This is a genomic window from uncultured Sutterella sp. (genome assembly GCF_937923675.1).
Taxonomy (GTDB): domain Bacteria; phylum Pseudomonadota; class Gammaproteobacteria; order Burkholderiales; family Burkholderiaceae_F; genus Sutterella.
The window spans coordinates 1-17,884 of the sequence record NZ_CALDXB010000061.1; the positions used below are offsets into that span (position 1 = coordinate 1).

15 protein-coding genes are annotated in these 17,884 nt (G+C 57.3%); 3 read left to right on the forward strand and 12 right to left on the reverse strand.

What is annotated here, in order from left to right; genetic code table 11:
• Positions 1–617 precede the first annotated feature (617 nt).
• On the reverse strand, positions 618–1,382 hold the full coding sequence (locus tag Q0106_RS07225) for a transporter substrate-binding domain-containing protein (protein WP_139688664.1): 765 nt from the start codon (positions 1,380–1,382) through the stop codon (positions 618–620).
• Positions 1,383–1,786: 404 nt separating this feature from the next.
• Here Q0106_RS07225 and Q0106_RS07230 point away from each other — a divergent pair, with 404 nt between their 5' ends.
• Positions 1,787–2,857: an ATP-binding protein gene (locus tag Q0106_RS07230; protein WP_297610899.1), complete on the forward strand. Its 1,071-nt coding sequence runs from the start codon at positions 1,787–1,789 to the stop codon at positions 2,855–2,857.
• 516 nt (positions 2,858–3,373) lie between these two features.
• Here the strand turns inward: Q0106_RS07230 and Q0106_RS07235 are convergent.
• The gene (locus Q0106_RS07235; RefSeq protein ID WP_297610901.1) at positions 3,374–4,687 is read right to left on the reverse strand and encodes an RNA-binding domain-containing protein; all 1,314 of its coding nucleotides are present in this window, start codon (positions 4,685–4,687) and stop codon (positions 3,374–3,376) included.
• A gap of 244 nt (positions 4,688–4,931) precedes the next feature.
• On the opposite strand from Q0106_RS07235, the gene Q0106_RS07240 reads away from it, so the two are divergent.
• Positions 4,932–6,137: an amidohydrolase gene (locus tag Q0106_RS07240; RefSeq protein ID WP_297610904.1), complete on the forward strand. Its 1,206-nt coding sequence runs from the start codon at positions 4,932–4,934 to the stop codon at positions 6,135–6,137.
• Positions 6,138–6,227: 90 nt separating this feature from the next.
• Here Q0106_RS07240 and Q0106_RS07245 read toward each other — a convergent pair whose 3' ends face one another.
• The 3 genes from Q0106_RS07245 to adk all read right to left on the reverse strand — a co-directional run bounded on the left by Q0106_RS07245 (position 6,228) and on the right by adk (position 9,968).
• A complete protein-coding gene (locus tag Q0106_RS07245; RefSeq protein WP_297610907.1) occupies positions 6,228–7,436 on the reverse strand; it encodes a hypothetical protein in 1,209 nt (402 codons plus the stop codon).
• Between the two features lie 175 nt (positions 7,437–7,611).
• Positions 7,612–9,105 carry an FAD-binding oxidoreductase gene (locus Q0106_RS07250; protein ID WP_297610910.1) on the reverse strand — a complete coding sequence of 498 codons (1,494 nt, stop codon included), beginning with the start codon at positions 9,103–9,105 and terminating at the stop codon, positions 7,612–7,614.
• A gap of 209 nt (positions 9,106–9,314) precedes the next feature.
• The gene (gene adk / locus Q0106_RS07255) at positions 9,315–9,968 is read right to left on the reverse strand and encodes an adenylate kinase (RefSeq protein ID WP_139688669.1); all 654 of its coding nucleotides are present in this window, start codon (positions 9,966–9,968) and stop codon (positions 9,315–9,317) included.
• A gap of 306 nt (positions 9,969–10,274) precedes the next feature.
• Here adk and Q0106_RS07260 point away from each other — a divergent pair, with 306 nt between their 5' ends.
• Positions 10,275–11,402: an MBL fold metallo-hydrolase gene (locus Q0106_RS07260; protein ID WP_297610913.1), complete on the forward strand. Its 1,128-nt coding sequence runs from the start codon at positions 10,275–10,277 to the stop codon at positions 11,400–11,402.
• Between the two features lie 299 nt (positions 11,403–11,701).
• On the opposite strand, the gene Q0106_RS07265 is transcribed toward Q0106_RS07260, so the two are convergent.
• The 7 genes from Q0106_RS07265 to Q0106_RS07295 form a co-directional block, all read right to left on the reverse strand.
• Complete coding sequence (locus Q0106_RS07265; RefSeq protein ID WP_297610916.1) at positions 11,702–12,106, reverse strand: type II toxin-antitoxin system HicB family antitoxin; 405 nt, start codon at positions 12,104–12,106, stop codon at positions 11,702–11,704.
• Positions 12,107–12,187: 81 nt separating this feature from the next.
• Positions 12,188–12,370 (reverse strand): type II toxin-antitoxin system HicA family toxin, encoded by a 183-nt coding sequence (locus Q0106_RS07270; RefSeq protein WP_297610919.1) that lies wholly within the window; start codon positions 12,368–12,370, stop codon positions 12,188–12,190.
• Between the two features lie 580 nt (positions 12,371–12,950).
• Complete coding sequence (locus Q0106_RS07275) at positions 12,951–14,240, reverse strand: ATP-binding protein (protein WP_297610922.1); 1,290 nt, start codon at positions 14,238–14,240, stop codon at positions 12,951–12,953.
• A 218-nt stretch (positions 14,241–14,458) separates the two neighbouring features.
• Positions 14,459–15,229, reverse strand: a complete 771-nt coding sequence (gene kdsB, locus Q0106_RS07280; RefSeq protein WP_297610925.1) for a 3-deoxy-manno-octulosonate cytidylyltransferase — start codon at positions 15,227–15,229, stop codon at positions 14,459–14,461.
• A gap of 27 nt (positions 15,230–15,256) precedes the next feature.
• Entirely contained in the window at positions 15,257–15,508 is a 252-nt protein-coding gene (locus Q0106_RS07285) for a Trm112 family protein (RefSeq protein ID WP_297610928.1), read from the reverse strand.
• A 21-nt stretch (positions 15,509–15,529) separates the two neighbouring features.
• Positions 15,530–16,600 (reverse strand): tetraacyldisaccharide 4'-kinase, encoded by a 1,071-nt coding sequence (lpxK, locus tag Q0106_RS07290; RefSeq protein WP_297610932.1) that lies wholly within the window; start codon positions 16,598–16,600, stop codon positions 15,530–15,532.
• Positions 16,601–16,754: 154 nt separating this feature from the next.
• Positions 16,755–17,783 carry a LysR family transcriptional regulator gene (locus Q0106_RS07295; protein ID WP_297610935.1) on the reverse strand — a complete coding sequence of 343 codons (1,029 nt, stop codon included), beginning with the start codon at positions 17,781–17,783 and terminating at the stop codon, positions 16,755–16,757.
• Positions 17,784–17,884: the final 101 nt, after the last annotated feature.

The following is a 17,884-nucleotide window of genomic DNA, read 5'->3' on the forward strand; positions in this document are numbered from 1 at the left end:
TTGAAAATTGCAAAGAGAAGCACTCATTAACTTTTCGGATTCTGCGATCGCCCTGATGCAAGAGTAGATTCGGAAGCTAAGAGAAAAGCGCTCAATGAACTTAAGACAGATATGTTAGATAACGAACCTGCACAATGGAATGACGATCCATCGTTGTTGCATTGGCTAGAGAGGTATGGAGAGCGATAAAATTTATCTGCAACAATGAAAGAAATTATTACAGTGAAATTAATAAGTTAAGAAAAAATATTCACATAACACAAGCCTTTCCATAAGCAACATTATCCAATTATTAACATAATGTTGGTTCGATTAATGTGATGATGAAGGGACGGATGAGCCCGAGCGCACACGATAAAAAGCGCATCGCCCGTGCAGTGAGTGCGGAAGGTGCTGGGGATCCCCTCAGTGTCTCCGCGCCATCAGCGGGAACCACCCGGAGTACGAGTTAATCGTATTCAGGAATCCTCGTTCTTCAGGGCGAGGAGGAAGTCAAATGAAATGAGGAGGTCTCAACGACCTCCCCATTTGAAGCGGCTCTGAGGTTCCCATCGAGATTTGGGTTTTCGACCTCGAGAGCCTGAGCCAGCGGCTGCGTGCAGCCGGGAACGATGCAATTACTGCTTCGGACGGCCGAACCACTTCATGTGAAGCTTCTCGTACGTGCCGTCGGCGCGGATTTCAGCGAGCGCCTTATTGACGGCTTTCTGCAGATCGGAGCGGTTCTTCGGGAAGATCATCGCCATCGGTACGGCATCCGCGACGAAGTCGAGGCGCTCGAGCTTGGTCTTAAGCGACGGGCGCGAAACGATCATGTAGTCCGTCGCGGGCTGAGCGTTGATGACGGCATCGGCATTGCCGGAGATCATGTTGAGCATCGCGTCCGCGCCGCTCTCAAAGGTCGTGATCTTGGCGCCCGGGATCTTCTTTGCGCGGTCGTGGCTGATGGAGCCGAGCTGCACGGAGACGTTGAGGCCCTTCAGGTCGTCAAAATTTTTGATGCCCTTGGGATTCCCCTTCGGGACGATGATCGTGAGGCCCGACATGTAGAAGGGATCGGAAAAGAGCACGCGCTTCGCGCGTTCGGGCGTCACTGCGAAGCCCGCGGCGGCAAAGTCGAGCGTGTTGCTCACGATCGCCGGGAGAATGGCGTCGAACTTGAATTCCTTGATGTCGAGCGTCGCGCCCATCTTGTCGGCGGCGGCCTTCGCAAGATCGAGCTCAAAGCCGATCAGTTCATTCGTTTTGCTGTCGTGGAATTCAAAGGGAGGGAAAGTGCCTTCCGTTGCCATCGTGAGCGTGCCCGCGGCAAAGGACGACCCGGCGGCGAGCATCATTGCTGCCGCGCAGAAAAGGTGCTTCTTGAGAGAGGCGAGAGACATGTTGAAGATCCTCTTTTGGGGGAGCTGTAATGAAAGCGTGATGGTCCGGAATGCACGCGGAATGTGAAAGGGATGGCCGGCAGGGACTCTTGCCGGGAGCGCTCCCGAGAGTGCTCTGAATGCGAAATGTATCGGCAAAGAGCGCTTCGGCGTCCTCTTATTTCGCGCGTCTTTGCTCCCGATGGCCATGCTCTCGGCGCATCACCCTAAAAATTGATGAAGGGGTCATGAATAAGGCGGAAAGTCGCCGTAAAAAAGTGATTTGTCGACTAAAAGAGCACCTCGTCTGTGTGATTGCCGCGCACCATTTCGTCACGATAATCATCGTTCTTATTTACACTTCAAAACTCGTCACGATAATTTTCGTTATGGCTGGTTCTTAAAACATCGTGATGAGGTTGCTGATGCAGCAGATGGAAAACCCTTTCAAGTTCGGATCGGTGGTCGATGGCGAATACTTCATCGATCGGCAAGATGAATTGCCTCGGGTCAGGCAGATCATCTCAAGCCGCAATCACCTGATCCTCATCGGTCCCCGTCATTGCGGCAAAAAGAGTCTCGTTCAAAAGGCCGTTAGGGAAACCAGCCGGCTGTCCGTCTTCGTGAACGTTCAGGCGGCGGCCTGCGCCGCGGACCTCGCCCGGCTCCTGCTGAATCGATTTTTAGAAGTTCATCCCTGGGAACGGATCAAGGATGGGTTGAAGCGGTTCCGGGTGAGCCCGACTTTCACCTACAACCCGGGCACCGACAAGATGGAGGCGTCGTTCAGGTCTTCTGAAGACGGCAGCCTCCTTCTGGAGGATGTGCTCAACCTGATGAACGAAAAGAGCGATCCCGAGAATCGCCTCATCGTCATTCTCGATGAATTCCAGGACATTGCCGACTATGCGCCAGGAACAGACAGGCTGCTCCGTGCGGTCATGCAGATGCACCAGAACGTCAACTACATCTTCCTCGGCAGCGAGGAAAGCATGATGCGCGCAATGTTCGAGGACACTAGGTCGCCTTTCTTTCATTTCGGCTCGCTCATGCACCTCAGCCGCATCCCGTACGATGATTTCTACCGATTCCTTTCAGAGAGATTGACGCCGCTTTGCGGAAGTCGGTCTGAGGAATTTGCCCGGCAGATTCTTGATATCTCAAAGTGCCACCCGTTTTATACGCAAGAGCTTGCTTCCGGCTTCTGGGTTCTCTACGAACGGATCGGCGAAAAGGCCGCCGTGCAATCGGCTGCTGAGGCAATCATTCGCAGCGTTTCGCCAGGCTACTCGTATGTATGGACGAAGCTCTCGATGCCGCAGCGCATTGCACTTCAATACATTGCGCGGGGAGACAAACTGCAGGATATCGATGCCTTTCCCGTGAGTACGGTCTATTCAGCTGTCGGACGCCTGAAGAAGGATGGGCTTATCGTTCGCGAAGAAGATTACGAGTTCGAGGATCCTTTCTTCGGGCTTTGGATCCGTGCGCTTTGACTTCCTATTCGTCGAGAATAGCGGTGATTCCCGAGGACAAGCACCTCGTTTTCTTAGATGTACCCGGCTGATGGCGATTTTCGCGGCTCCCCCGAAACTCATAACGCGCCCGGGTGATTAAGCACCGTTCCCATCGATTAAGAGCGTCGGCCTGAACCCCGCAGTGTTGACGACGCTCTTTAAAAATCGGAATATCGAATTGAATAGAGGCATCCACTTTCAAGATGCCATGAGCAAGACGCCGATTTCATCTTGCTGATGAAGCGCTGTTGAAGTGCGCGCTGCGCACTTCTTGAGGCTCCGCCCCAAGCCTCGCGTTCTTCGCCACGTGGCTCGGGAGGCAGGCAGGGCTTCGCCCGCCGTAACTGGACTATAGGTAGAGCAGGCTGAAAAGCTTTCGGGGAAACTTGAGGTCATTCCCATTGAGGAGGATCTCATGATCAGACCCAATTGGCGCAGGGCATATGATGCCTGGAAAGCAACCGACCTGATGCGCGTTGACTTCTACCTCAAGGATTAGGAGACGGCAGAATTTAATTTGTATTTGCGGCTACGCCCGTTGCCAATGATCTCGATGAGTCCTTCGTCAGCAGCCTGTCGCAATCTGTTGATGCAGGTGGCTTGCTTCACCTGCCACGCATCCTGAATTTCCTGTCGAGACATGGCTTCTTTGTCGTTCATGAGCTCTATCAATTCTCTTCGCCAGCCTGAATTCGCTTCACTGGTAATTTTTGGCGCCTGAGGGATGCGAAGAACAAATGAAGACGACGAAATAATGACGATTTCCTGAGGAAGCAGTTTCTTATACGTATTGAAGATTAAATTGAATCCTGTGCCCAGACTTTCCATGAGTCCTAATTTGACCAGAAGGGCCGCAAGACGGCTGTTCCTGCAGTTGGTGGCCAGACGAAGATAGATGTCATCCGGCATTAAATCCGGCAATCCGCCGACAGAGAAGAGCTCAACATATTTCGGGGTCACGTGGATCGTGCATGGCGGCGTCCGGCCGAAATCCCGATGTGCGACCAGATTGATCAGGGCTTCTCGAATAACGGGTATCGGTACGGAGTAGTGATCTTCCCTGTTGAGACTGTTTCCTACAGCTTTTTCCATGCCGCGAGCCGTGGCGGACTTTAAAAAGATGAAGGACTCATTGAAAAGCTTGAATATGGAACCGGAGATTCGCTCGGATTTCAGAATTTCCAGCTTATCCTGATCGGCAAATTGAATGCACACAATTTCAAATGGGTTCTGATCCGAACAAAGCAGCCCTAAGTTGGTGTAGAGACCGATTTTTTTGTTCCAGAGACCGAGTCCAATATGTTTTTGTGGATCGATGTCAATGTTGCGCTCCAATGCAAAGCTTCGGAAGCTGTTGAATGAGAGATCCTGCTCCGGTGATATGCGTTCCTCCCAGGGAGTAGGGTTGGAAGTCCGCACCATTTCAGAGACTTCGTCGATGCTGGCAGGTCTGGAAGAGTTGCCAATGCGGACGTAGATTGAACCCGCGTTGGTGCCGTCAAACGCGTAAGGCCGCTGCGAGCCCTGGTCAACATGAACCCAGAGGACGTGCTTTCTGTCGATGCAGAGCTGCTCAAATTGCGTGAAGGGAAAAATAGACGGCGCGATGTTGTCCCGGATCATGGAGATCAGCTGTTCTTCGACGCGATTGATGTTTTGAAGACCGATCACTTCACCATTGTCGCCGACTCCTATATAGAGATCTCCTCCTGTTGTGTTGGCAAACGCAACCAGTGTTTTTTTGATGCCATCGGTCCACTGCGATTTGAACTCTACGGTCTGTGATTCTGCCTTTGGTATTTCTTTCATGTGTGTCGTGGAATAGTGGAGGGATCGAATAACACTAATCTAACAGATTTTCTAATAGAATTCGTTATTTTTCTAATAATCTACCTGTTAGTAATAAGCAGGAAAGTTCGCAGCCTCTGCTTCAGACACGCTTGGGGCGACTCGCCTCCGGCCTGACGGAGCGTCTGAGGCGCTTTTCGCGCCTCCCCCAAGCCGCTTCCTTTGCGCTAACCTTTCCCGTCATCGTCTTCTTCTGTATACGGTCATGACTGAAACGCAAATCCAGGATCCGCTCTTTCCGGATCTTGTCCGCTGGCGCCGCCACGTGCACCAGCATCCGGAGCTGAGCTATCACGAATCCGAGACGGCAGCCTATGTTGAAGAGGAGCTTCGGAAACTGGGCGTGACCGATATTTCGGCGCCGACGCCGACGAGCCGCGTGGCGGAGATTACGGGACTCGCTCCTGCTCTTGCGGGCGTCCGTCCTGCCGTCGTGGCCATCCGCGCCGACATGGATGCGCTCCCCGTTACGGAAGCCGAAGGCCTCGATTTCTGCTCCGTCAATCCGGGCGTGTCGCATGCCTGCGGCCATGATGCGCATGTGGCGATGCTGCTCGGCGCGGCAAAGATTCTGATGAAAGAGCGCGAGAACTTTTCGGGTACTGTCCGCCTGATTTTTCAGCATGCCGAAGAGTCGGCTCCGGGAGGCGCCAAGGAACTGGTTGCGGCCGGCGTCATGAAGGGCGTCGACGCCGTGATCGGACTTCACGTCATGAATGACCCGATCGGACAGATCCGCGTCTGCACGGTCCCGGCTTTTTCAACTGCTTCCGACTGCGTCTGGGCGACGATCACCGGGTGCGGCACGCACGCTTCCATGCCGGAAGGCGGCATTGATCCGGTGATGATCGGTTCGGAAGTCGTCATGGCGCTCCATACGATCGTGTCGAGAAGCATCTCGCCCGATCATTTCGCCGTGGTTTCTCCCACTGTATTTCAGGCAGGCGAGGTGATCAATGCGATTCCGCAGAAAGCCCGCATCGGCATCAACATCCGCACGAAGGACCCGGACGACCGCGTTCGGATTCACGACCGCGTGGAGGCGCTGATCCGCGGCATTGCCGAAGCCAATGGCGGAACCGCTGCGTTTGAGTGGCTTGCCGGCTGCCCCGCCGTCATTCAGGATCCGGAGATGATTGAACGCGCGCTTCGGGTGGCGCGCGAAATCCTCCCTCCCGGAAAGGCCGCCGTCGGAACCGGCATGAGCGCTTCGGAGGATTTTTCCTATTTCGCCGAGCGCGCACCTGCCGCCTACGTCATTCTGGGAGGCGGCAACGCAGAGGAAGGCTACCCGCACCGGAACCATCATCCGGCATACCGCTACAGCGAAGCGGCGCTTCCCGTCGGCGCCCGCTATGAGGCGGCACTGGCCCTTGACATTCTCAGGAACCCGTTGAAGTCCGGGCGCTGAAAAGTAATTCCGGGGTGCTTCCAGAGCAAGAAGAAAGCCCGTTCTTCGTGATGAAGAGCGGGCTTTGAAAATTTTTGGGAAACGAAAGCGTTACTTCTTCTTCCCGTTCTGGGCTTCCCAGTCCTTTCTCAGATCCTTCGTGCGCGCGATGGCGTCCGAGATCGCGTCGGCAGCGACCTCGTTGAAGCGCCACTGGGCGTCGAGGATTTCCTTGCCGCCCAACCAGACGACGCCGGGACGAACCTTCTTCACGGTCTTTCTGCGTTCGGTCGAGATCTCTTCGGCAAAGGCGAGGCGGAGCGCATCGCGGTGCTGATTCAGAATGCCGAAGTCGGCGGAGCGTACTTCATCGGGGAAGGTGAAGGAGAGGACGCGCGTGCCGTTGATGTAGCGCAGATCCCAGCGGGCGTTGGAGAGCTGCGACTTTCCTTCCTGCTGGCAGAAAAGCGTTCCCTTCTTCACGCTCATGAGCTGGGCTTCGCCCGACTGAGCGACTTCCTGGAGCTTTCCCTTCACGCGCTTCGTCTGCTTGGTGATGGGCTGAGCAAACCGCATGCCGACAGGCTCCGAGCGGCGGGTCGGGATGTAGCGCAGGCAGTAGGGAATGTCGCGCGTAAAGCGCTTCGAGAAGTTTTCGATTGAGTCGGAGCCCGTGAAGGCGGTCTTCGTCGGAACGAGCACTTCGTCCTCGTCGATCATCAGCATGGCGCGGTAGCCGACCGCACCCTTCGGGAAGACGTAGCGGTTCGCGATGATGTAGCCCGACGGGGTTGCCGTATTCTGACGCGTGACGAGGTAGGGGCCGATGGGAAGCCCCTCGAGGCTGTAGGCGACGAGCTTCACCTGAAGCGCGAGGGGCTTTCTGCCGCCCCCTTCAAACTGAATGACGACGCGGCCCTTGTTGCCCTGCGTCAGAAAGAGCGGGCGCTGGGCATCGAGGGGCGAGCCGTTTCTCAGAATGGCGGCCGCGCCGCCGCCCCACGTGAAGCCGTGGCGGCTTCCGAGCGGGAAGTTTTCCTGAACGGCATAGCGGCCGTTGACGGCGATGTTGTCCTTGATGAAGAGCTGCGTGCGGACGTTGTCGTCAAAGTAGAAGATGCCGGCGCCCTTGAAGGCGTCGATTGTCGGCATCGGCATCAGCACGGGTTCGGGCTTTTTGTTTTTCTGCGGCGCTTCGGAAGCGGGCACGGCAGAAGCCACCGGCGTGGAGGCGCAGCCCGAGAGCAGAAGCGAGGCTCCGGGAAGCGCAGCGCACAGAGCCGCCGCGATGAGCGGGCGGCGGGAGAACGTAAGAGGCATCAATGAGGCTCCGGGGAGAAGTGCAGGGTAAAGGCGCTTCTCCCTCAAGAAAAGGAATTGACGGATTGCGTAATTATGGCCGGCGGACGGGCGATTGCAAGCGCTTCAACCGCTGAAAACATAGGGATAACGCTCCCCCTGAAGCCCGTCCCGCCGTCATGCAGTTTCCGGTCCTTTAATCCCAGGCTTCCTTCGGGTTCTGCCAGACATCCTCAGGGTAGCGGACTACCCGTCCGGGGTTGAGGATTCCCTCGGGGTCGAAGACGCCGCGGATCTTCTTCATGAGCTCGAGTTCGAGCGGATCCTTCGTGCGCTCGAGCACCTGGATCTTGGCGCCGACGCCGTGTTCGGCCGCCACAGATCCCCCGAACTTCACCACTTCGTCGTTGACGAGGCGATGAATTTCGCGCTCGTGCGCCTTCCAGTACCCGGGCCCGAGCTCCGGTTTGCTGCCGAGGTTGAAGTGAAGGTTCCCGTCGCCGTAGTGCCCGAAGATCATGGGAAGGAGCCAGGGGGCTTCCTTTTCAAACCGCGCGTAGGTTTCTTCAATGAAGGCGCAGAGACTCCCCCGCGGCACGCTGATGTCGTTCTTGATGTTGCCGCCCGACGCGCGGACCGCGGTCGGGATCTCCTCGCGGAGGGTCCAGAGGGCTTCGGCCTGCGTTTCCGTCTGAGCAATGGCGGCGTCGGTGAGGGTCCCGTCCTCAAAGAGGGGCGAAAGGGCGTCCGTGAGGCTCTCCGCAAAGGCTTGAGGATCCTCGCGCTTCGTATAGGAGAGGTCGAAGAGCACCATCCAGTCGGAGGGCTCGATCGGGGCCTTTCTCCCTGCGGCAATGACGGGTTCGAGCGCGGGCTTTGAAATGAGTTCGAAGGCGGTGAGCGAGGGGCCTGCGAAGTCTTCGAGCGTCGTGAAGAGCTTTTCGACGGCGCGAAGTTCCCCCAGAGACGCAAAAACCGTAATGCGTCCGGCAGGGAGCGCCGAAAGGTCGAGAACGGCCTTCGTGATGACGCCGAGCGTTCCTTCGGACCCGATGAAGAGGTCCCTGAGGTCGTAGCCCGCATTGTCCTTCCGCACGCTTCGCATGAGGTTGAGGATCCGGCCGTCGGCGAGCACAACCTCAATCCCGAGGCAGTTCCGCCTTGCCATCCCGTAGCGGACGACGTGCACGCCCCCGGCATTGGCGGCGAGCATGCCGCCGATCTGGGCCGTGCCCTGTGCTGCGAAGGAGACTGGGAAAAGCTTCCCGGCTTCCCTGGCCGCCGTCTGCACGCGCTCGAGCACGGCGCCCGCTTCGACCGTCATCGTGCTGTTGACGGCGTCGATCCCGAGAATGCGGTTCATGCGTGAGAGCTGCAGGATCAGGGTTCGTGCATTCAGGGGGCTCTCGGGATTGGGGGTGGCTCCCCCCACCGTCGACGTGTTTCCGCCCTGAGGAATGACGACGAGATGATTTCTGGAGGCGAAGCGAAGGATTTCCGCAACCTCTTCGGGCGTTCCCGGACGAAGAAGCGCAAGCGCCTCGCCCTGGCGGCGCCGGCGGGAATCGAGCGACGCGGCTTTGATTTCTCCCGCATCCGTAATGACGTGGTCGGCGCCGAGGAGGTCGGAAAGCTCGCGAATCAGGCGCTCGCGATCCTCTTCGGAAAGGGTGGAAATGATGGAACTCATGAGTCAGGAAGCCTCAGGATAAGAGGAAGGAGAAGCGGTTGTCGGGAAAGCCGCCTTGAGGGGAATGCTTTCAAATTAGAGCGCATCCGAAGCCCAAAATGCAAAAAAGCCGCGGGAAAAATTCCAGCGGCCTTTCTTGAAGCGGGGGCTTGAGGGAAACTTCTGAAATTCTATGTAAACAAAAGATTTGAAGAAGTTTCCCCAGCCAATCAGGCAAGCGCCTTGAAGACGCGTTCCGTGATCGCGTCGATCGAGCCCAGGCCCGAGATCGAGCGATACTTCGGCGCATCAGCGGCACCCGACTTCGCGAGCTCTTCATAGAAGCCCACGAGCGCTTCGGTCTGGTCGTGATAAACCTTGAGGCGCTTCAGAACGACTTCCTCGCGGTCGTCGTCGCGCTGCACGAGGGGTTCGCCCGTTTCGTCGTCCTTGCCTTCGACCTTCGGAGGGTTGTACTTGACGTGGTACGTGCGGCCGGAAGCCGGATGCACGCGGCGGCCGGACATGCGCTCGACGATTTCAGCGTCAGGAACGCTGATTTCGAGCACGTAGTCGATCGGAACGCCCGCGTCGCGCAGAGCCTGAGCCTGCGGGATCGTGCGGGGGAAGCCGTCGAAGAGGGCGCCGTTCGCGCAGTCGGGCTGCGAGAGGCGTTCCTTGACGAGGCCGATGATGATGTCGTCGGAGACGAGCTGGCCCTTGTCCATCACTTCCTTGGCGGCAAGACCGAGGGGCGTGCCAGCCTTGACGGCGGCGCGAAGCATGTCGCCCGTCGAAATCTGCGGAATGCCGAACTTCTGGCAGATGAACTTGGCCTGCGTGCCCTTGCCCGCACCCGGCGGTCCGATAAGAATAAGGCGCATTCTGATGAACTCCTGAAAATGAAACGTTGAGGGCGCGCATGCGGGCATGCGCATGATCGTCCGAAGAGAATCAATGAATTCTACCCCTCACGGGAGATGCCGGAAAATTTCTGTTGAATCCGCAGAGCTGTCATTGGGCGCCAAATCGAGAGAATCAGGCCGCTTTTCGGGTTCCGCCGCAGAAGAAATGATCGTTTTTGCAAAGGAAATAATGAAATCAGGCAATTTTGCATAGACGACTGAAGCGAAAATAGCGTTGTGTCACGATCCACTTTTGTTTTGCTTTAGAGAGGAGCGCTTCAACCCATGGCTCAGATCAGTTCCGGTCGTCGCAGACTGATTCGCGGCGGAATTGCCTTTCTTGGACTCGCTGCGGTTTCAGCCGCCGCGGGCGGAACCGTCATGACGAGACCGGACTTTGGCGGAAAGCCCGAGGGCGAGCGCCTGAGACGCATGATGGCGTCTCCTCACTGGGCGGAAGGCCAGTTTCAGAATCTCGATCCGATGGCGGCGCCCCCTGCGAACCGCTCGCAGTTCGAGATCATGAGCGAATTCCTCTTCGACAGGAACCCTGCGCGGTTTCCCGTCGGCATCCTGCCGCACATGAAGACGGATCTTGCTCAGCTCCCGCAGAACCAGTTCGTCTGGCTCGGTCATTCCGGGTTCTTCCTCCGGATGGAAGGGGTTTCGGTCATTATCGACCCGGCGCTGCATCAGGCATTTCCGCTCCCAGGGTTCTATAAGCCCTTCCCCGGGGCGGATGCTTATCAGCCTCAGGACCTTCCGGCCGCAGACCTCCTCGTCATCACGCACGATCACTACGACCATCTCGACTACGAAACGGTGCGGGAGCTCAGGTCCCGCGTCAAAAGAGCCGTCTGCCCCTTAGGCGTCGGCGCGCACCTCGAGGCCTGGGGCTGGGAGACCGACCGCATCACGGAGCTCGACTGGTTCGAGGCCACGAAGGCGGGTCCTCTTACGATTACGGCGCTTCCCTCGCAGCACTTCTCCGGCCGGACCTTTAAGCGCAACGAAACGCTTTGGGCGGGCTACATGTTTTCTACGAACGGCGTGAACGTCTACCACTCGGGCGACACGAGCTGGGGAAGGCACTTCGCGCAGATCCGGGAAATGTTCCCGAGGATCGACATTGCGCTTCTTGAAGACGGGCAGTACAACGAGGATTGGCCGGGCGTGCATCTTCTTCCCAAAGCCTGGGGAGAGGCGCTTGAGGTCATTCGCCCGGAAGCGGTGCTCGCCATGCACAATTCCAAGTTCTGCCTGAGCCGCCACTCGTGGCAGGAGCCTCTCGAACGGGCGCTCGCGACCACGAAAGCGGAAGGCTTTTCGCTCCTCACGCCTGAGATCGGAGAGGCCGTGGCGCTCGATCCTGCGCTGAGAAAGGGCACCCGGGAGTGGTGGAAGACGGCGTGAAAAAGCGTCCGAGAGCTCATGGAACCAACGGGCGATGATAGCCCCGGAGGCTTTTGATCTTTCCGTCAACACCGTGAGCTAGTGGCACCGGGAATTCAAGAAGGAAACCTTCCGCGTCAAGGGTTCAACGAACCAGTACCGGTACCCGAAGGATTTCAGTGAGAACGTGATCCGCATGCGGTTGCCGCGTTATAACGTACCAACTTTTGCTCCTGAAGCTCCAAAAGAAAAGGGCCTCCCCGAAGAGAAGCCCTTATATTTCCGAGTGACAAGCGCCTAGGAGGCCTCGGATAGGTTAATTAGGTCCAATTTCCACTCATAACCATGCGAGTGATATAGCCTGATCTTGAATCTCCAGCCGCACGAGCCGTCGCGTCCAAGCGGCGCAACACGCGCTGAGGGATGGTGATATTGATGCGCTCTGTCTTATCGCTGAGCTTGCTGAGATCAACCTCAACAACCGCCCAAATCCAGTTGTGCCATTCCGGATGCTCAGCATAAAGCGTGGCAAACGGAGTGGCCTTCGGAGCCGATCTGCCCTCGTCGAAAGCGGTGTCAAGCCAGAGTCCGGCGGCTTCAGTCGCGTTTCGGATGGCTTGATCAAGATCGTCCCCTTGAGAGTAGCAACCGGGAAGGTCGGGGATGATAACGCCAAAGTCGGGATTATCTGCATCTCCCGGCTCGATCGCGACAACGTAATTCATGAGAACTCCTTCGCTCTTAGTTGTTCGAGGCGCGCTAATGCAGTCGCGAAAGGGGCGGGGTTGCCCCTCTTGCTTAGATCGTTACTTGATGCCTGCGATTTTCTTCGCATCCTCGACAAGGCCCTTCTTCAGGTCCTTACGAGGATGAGGGATGGTGATCAGTTTTTCGACTCCATCCTTTTTGAGTTGGATATGTGATCCGCTTTGGCGAACCACCTTCCATCCCAGTCGTTCAAGTAACTTGATCATTTCTGCGCTTGTCATAACGCCTCCTATCAAGTTACAGGGATGATTATACACATCTTATGTATATTAATTAACACTAGATGTGTATTTTGGTTGTGTCACGCATCAAAAAGCCCGGTCATCCTCGCGGATGCGGCAAGCGCGTGGAGGCATCGAAGAGAACGCGCCCACTGCCTCGACGGCATCATGGCTGCCCGAACGCACTGCGTTCCAAGCACGGACCGAAAGTGGGTGTACGACTATTGCACCCGCAGAGGCGTGCGCCCGCAGCTTCTCGTGCCCGGGATTCGATCGGACGGCGGAACCTTGTCTTCGAAAGAGTGATGGCCAGATCGCGCGCTGCAACAGGCTTCGTACGCTCGGGCGAGATCTGCTGAGCGAGGGAATCATGGTGAGTTGAAAGCAAACCCAGCACTTTTCTTTCAGATTTTCCTGGCCTCAATCAGGATCAAATAGATGATCTCACATCAAAAATTTCATTGCAGTTCAGTGAATCTAAGAGTGACGTAAAAAATCTTACAATCTAACTGTTAGGTCCGTTAGATTCCGCGTGAGATGCCGGATGCTGAAAAATACTTTCCAGCGATAGTGGCGGCAATTAAATGAAGGCTGAGGGAATGGCGCCGTAATATCCCATCAAATAGCGTTTTCTGAAGTTATTGACGTTGCGCTCTTTTTCAAAATCCGATAATCTTCGAATATTCGTTCCACTGAAACCGTTTTGAGATACGAAAGCGATTTCAGACACTGACAGCTGATCCGGTGAGAGAAGCTCCGGATTATGCAATGTAAAGATAAACTGAGCTTTTTTAGTATTGAAGTCGCGAACCTGGAAGAGCTTGATGATTTCATTCATCAAGGCTGGATGGAGGGAAGCATCAAAGTCATCCACAATGACTGTGCCTCCGCTTCGAACGGCTGTCAAAAGGAATGAAAGCAGGTTGAAGAGCTTCTGCAGGCCGCGGGACTCCATCCGCAGACTGAAGGGGATTTCTGTTCCGTTTTCTGCCTGGTGAAAGGTTTTAAATTCAGGCTCCGAGAAGGCTGGAGAAGCCTTGTCTTTTGCGAAAGCAGGAAGAAGCCGCAGTGCTTCGGGAGCCAGAGGGTTATGAGGCTCGATGGGTTTCTCCATTTCGATGCGGCGAATACGGACGTCAAGCTTCTGCAGATATTTGGAGATCAAAGCTAAAGCAGCATTCTCTCGTTCCTGTTCCGTCGGCAAATCGAAAGTATTTGCAAGCAGCCTGACGCCGCTGCCTGTCGGAATGCTTTGATCAAAATAGATCATCCGGGTGGTGAGACTGTGGAAGGCTTTATTGATTGCCGAATCAAAACCCGGGAAGCTTGCGGCAATGACGGGGAGTGCAGCACGCAATTGCTTTTTGGTCGAGGCATCGAAGCACTGAAGGCGCATCCCTCGTTCGACTTCTTCCCATCCATCAGCATGCGCTAAAAAGACTTCGCCGTCGCGAATGGAGAATTTCTGCATGCCGCCAACCAGAAGCGTTTCTTCGACGATGCGATCTGCCGCGACCTGTGCGACATAGCAGAAACGCTGTTCGCGGTCAGTCCACTCAAGTCCGATACAGGTAGTTTGAGCTGCGTGCTCTTTGAGCAGATAAGGCTGAAAAAGACGCAGGGGGTGAAAAAACGGATTGTTTTGCGCGAATAAGGCGAGCAAAGCGATTGCCTGAATGACGCTCGTCTTGCCGGAGGCATTCGGACCGAATAGTGCCATGCAGGGAACAAGCCGAAATCCAACGGATTCAATAAAGGGTAGTGTCGGCAAGTCAGCGTAGCCGTTGGGAGCTTTTTTCTGCGCATAGCTGAAGCCGATAGATAGATCTTTGATATTTTTATAATTTCGAATTAAGACCTGTGAAATCATGACGGCGCTCGCTAAGACGTGTTGGGCTGTTTTTGAGAAGATAAACAGAAAAATTGTTTATCTTCTCTTGCCTGAATGGATGATAACAGGCGGAATAACAACACTCTGGAGAAGAGAGCGGGTCAGGGTGGAGATGAAAAACGCCAAACGGCGCACCCGCTGACGGAATGCGCCGTTTGTTGAGAGCCTGTAGAAGCATGCGAGCTTCGAAGAGCGTCTTACGCTCCGAGGCGGGCTTTGAAGACCTCTCTTACGCGCTCGAGATCCGCTTCGGTATCCACGCCCGCAGGGAGCGCTTCATCAAGCACCAGCACGGCAATCTTTTCGCCGTTCCAGAGGGCGCGCAGCTGCTCGAGGCTTTCCGTCTCCTCAATCGGAGCGGGCGGAAGCGTCGGGAACTTTTCCAGGAACGCCACGCGATAGGCGTAGAGCCCGAGGTGATGGAGGGGCTTGAAGCCTTCGGGGAGCTTCGACTGGTTTTTCCGGAAAGCGTCGCGCGGCCACGGAATCGGGGCGCGCGAGAAAGTGAGGGCATTCCCCCGGGCGTCAAGCTCAACCTTGACGACATTGGGGCTGAAGAAGTCCTCGATCGACGTGAGCGTATGCGCCGCTGTGGCAATCGCGCACTCGGGGCGGGAAGCGAGGAGTTCAGCCGCGTCGTTGACGACTTCGGCGGGCATCAGGGGTTCGTCGCCCTGAACGTTCACGACGATTTCGTCGGGACCGAGCCCGAGGAGGCGCGCGGCTTCGGCGAGCCGGTCCGTGCCGGTCGGATGATCGGGCGACGTGAGAACGGCTTCAACGCCCGCAGCGCGGCAGGCTTCGAGAATCGCCTCATGGTCGGTCGCGACCGCAACGCGGGCGGCCTTCGTGCGCCGGGCGGCTTCAGCGACGCGAACGATCATGGGTTTCCCGAGAATGTCCTTCAGGGGCTTCTCGGGGAGACGCGTCGACTTCATGCGCGCCGGAATGATGATGGTGAAGCTCATGCTTAAAACCTCTTCATTCAATGGCAATCAGAACTGACCGGGGCGCGGGGCCTTCCCCGAAAGGCGCTCGGCCTCGAGCTTGACCTTCGCGGCTTCCTCGTCCGAAAGCTTTCGTGCGTCCTGAGCGAGCATCATGGGGATGCCGTCCTGAATCGGGAAGGCAAGCGCGCAGGCGGGACAGAGAAGTTCCTCGGGCGAGGCTGCGGCTTCGGATTTGCCGGCAATGAGCTTGCCCTTGCAGACGGGACAGACTAAAAATTCGGGGATGCGCTGGGTCATGGATGTTTTTAGAAGAAAAAATTATTCGATGCTGTCGTTCTGGGCTTCTGGATGGCGGCCGAGCCTGCGCGCGGCTTCAGAAGCACGGGTGTCGATGAGGTCGATGAGATAAGGGTCGAGAACGACCTCGAGGCCGACTACCCAGATGCGGTCGTCGCCCTTGATCTCAGGGATCTGCGCGCACTTTACGGCGTCCTTCCCCGTAATGAGAATGACGTCTTCCTTTCTGCCACTGAAGGGATTGCTCGAAAAGTCGAAGTGGTCGCCGAGCTCAAGCTCCGCGCAGTCGATGTCGTGACCGCGCACCATCGCAAAGAACCGCCCCGGCGCGGCAATGCCCGCAGCGGCAAGCGCCTTTCCGCCCGTTCGTTCAAGGTCGGCGGCAATGGTGTCGATGTCGCGCACCTCGCCCGTCGAAAGCCGCCGGCAGGCGCCGAAGCAGCTCGAGGCGGCAAAGCGCGGCGTGCGGCTCTCCACAACGGATTCGGTCGTGGTGTTGAGGATGATGGCGTCGACGTCGTCGAGACGGGAAACGGGTTCGCGAAGGGGACCCGCGGGCAGAAGCCAGCCGTTTCCGAGGCCTCTCGCGCCGATGACGGCAAGCTCCACGTCGCGGGCAAGCGCCGCATGCTGCAGGCCGTCGTCCGAGATGATGATGTTGACGCCGGGATGCTCGCGAAGAAGTTCGAGCCCCGCCTTCACGCGTTCGCGGCCGACCGCTACGGGGGCGAGCGACTCGCGCGCGATGAGAAGCGGTTCGTCCCCCACCTGAGAGGCGTCGGAATCGGGCGTCACGAGGCGGACCCCGTCTTCAGAGCGCCCGAACCCGCGCGAGATGACGCCGGGCGTCCACCCGCGGGCTCGCAGCGCTCTCACGAGCGCGATCGTTACGGGGGTCTTCCCCGTTCCGCCCACGTAGATGTTCCCGACGACCACGACGGGCACCGGGAGGTGGTTCGCCACCGTTCTGCGGCGGCGCGAAGCGCTTACCGCCTGGTAGATGAGGGAGAGCGGATAAAGGAGGCAGGCGACCGGGCCGCGATGGGACCAGACGCTGTGCACCCAGGATTCAAGCCGGGGATGGTTGCTCATTGGCGGCACGCTCTCGAAAAAAGAAATGAGGAATGGAAGCCGGTCTTTCCGGTTCCGGAGAGTGCCGCGGATCTTCGCGGTGGTTTGTCGTCAGACATATAGCAAAAGAAGTGGGCTTTAAAACGAGCCTCAGAGCCAAAGCGAAACTGAAAGTTTAATCGGTACCGGCGCCGGCTGTCCCGTTCTCTTCCCGAGAAAGTCCGCCTTTTTGCGTTAGGGACTTCGAGGAGGTCCGGTCGAATGCAGGCTGCTGCGCTTCTCTTTCTCTGAGGAGTACTTCGAAGAGTCCCCGCACCCATTGAAAGTACGGGTCCTCATCCGTGCGCTTATGCCAGGCGAGGCGCATCGTGAGCGTGGGTGCGTTTGCGGGGGCGGGAAGCAGCGTGAAGCGGCCGGGGTCGAGCGCGAGCTCCGCGAGCGCCCTCGGGAGCACGCAGAGCGCGTCCGAGCCTTCGAGGAAATAAGGCGCGGCGAGAAAGAACGGGAGATGGAGCACCGGCGCGCGCCCGTGCTTCGGCTGGAACCACCCTTCGGCGGGACCGTTGGGCGTTCTTCTGCGGTCGGGCTGGGCGTTCGCGATCACCTGAGGGAAGCTTTCCGCGTCGGCGGGCGAAATGAAGCCGTTTTTCAGCACCTTTCCTTCAAGGGGATGGGATTTTCGGGCGACCCAGACGTAGGGCGTCGTGAGAAGCGCCGCCGACCGGAGGTCGGGCGAAAGCCCTTGCCTCGCATAAATCACGAAGTCGAGGTCTCCGGCGCGCAGAAGCTCGAACATTCTTTCGTCTGCCTGCAGGAACTGGAGCGTGAGATTGGGAGCTCGCGCCATGAGGCGAGGAAAAAGCGGCGCAAAGATCGATGCGCACGCATTGTCGTAGGCCGCGAACCGGAGCGTTTCCCGGCGGGTGCTGTAGTCCTCTTCCGCATCGCGCCCGAGGCGGCGCAATCCCGCTAGAAGCGGCCGGAGCTTCACGGCAATCCTCTCGGCCTTCGCCGTCGGGCGCATCGCGAAGCCTTCGCGCGTGAAGAGCGGGTCGGAAAAATGCGCTCTCAGCTTCTGAAGCATCCGCTGCGCCGTGGCGGAGCTCACGGCGAAGTCGTCGGCCGAGGCGGCAAGCGACCGGGTTTCCATGAGCGAAAGAAAGAATTCAAGCGCATAGGTGTCGATTGAGGTCGATTTCTGCATGGATGTCGCTTCGAAAATTGATGCCGGGAGCAGGATATTTTCGCATTTTCCGATTTGAGGGACATCTTTAGCATTTCGTCCATCGCGAGAAGGCCGTCCGG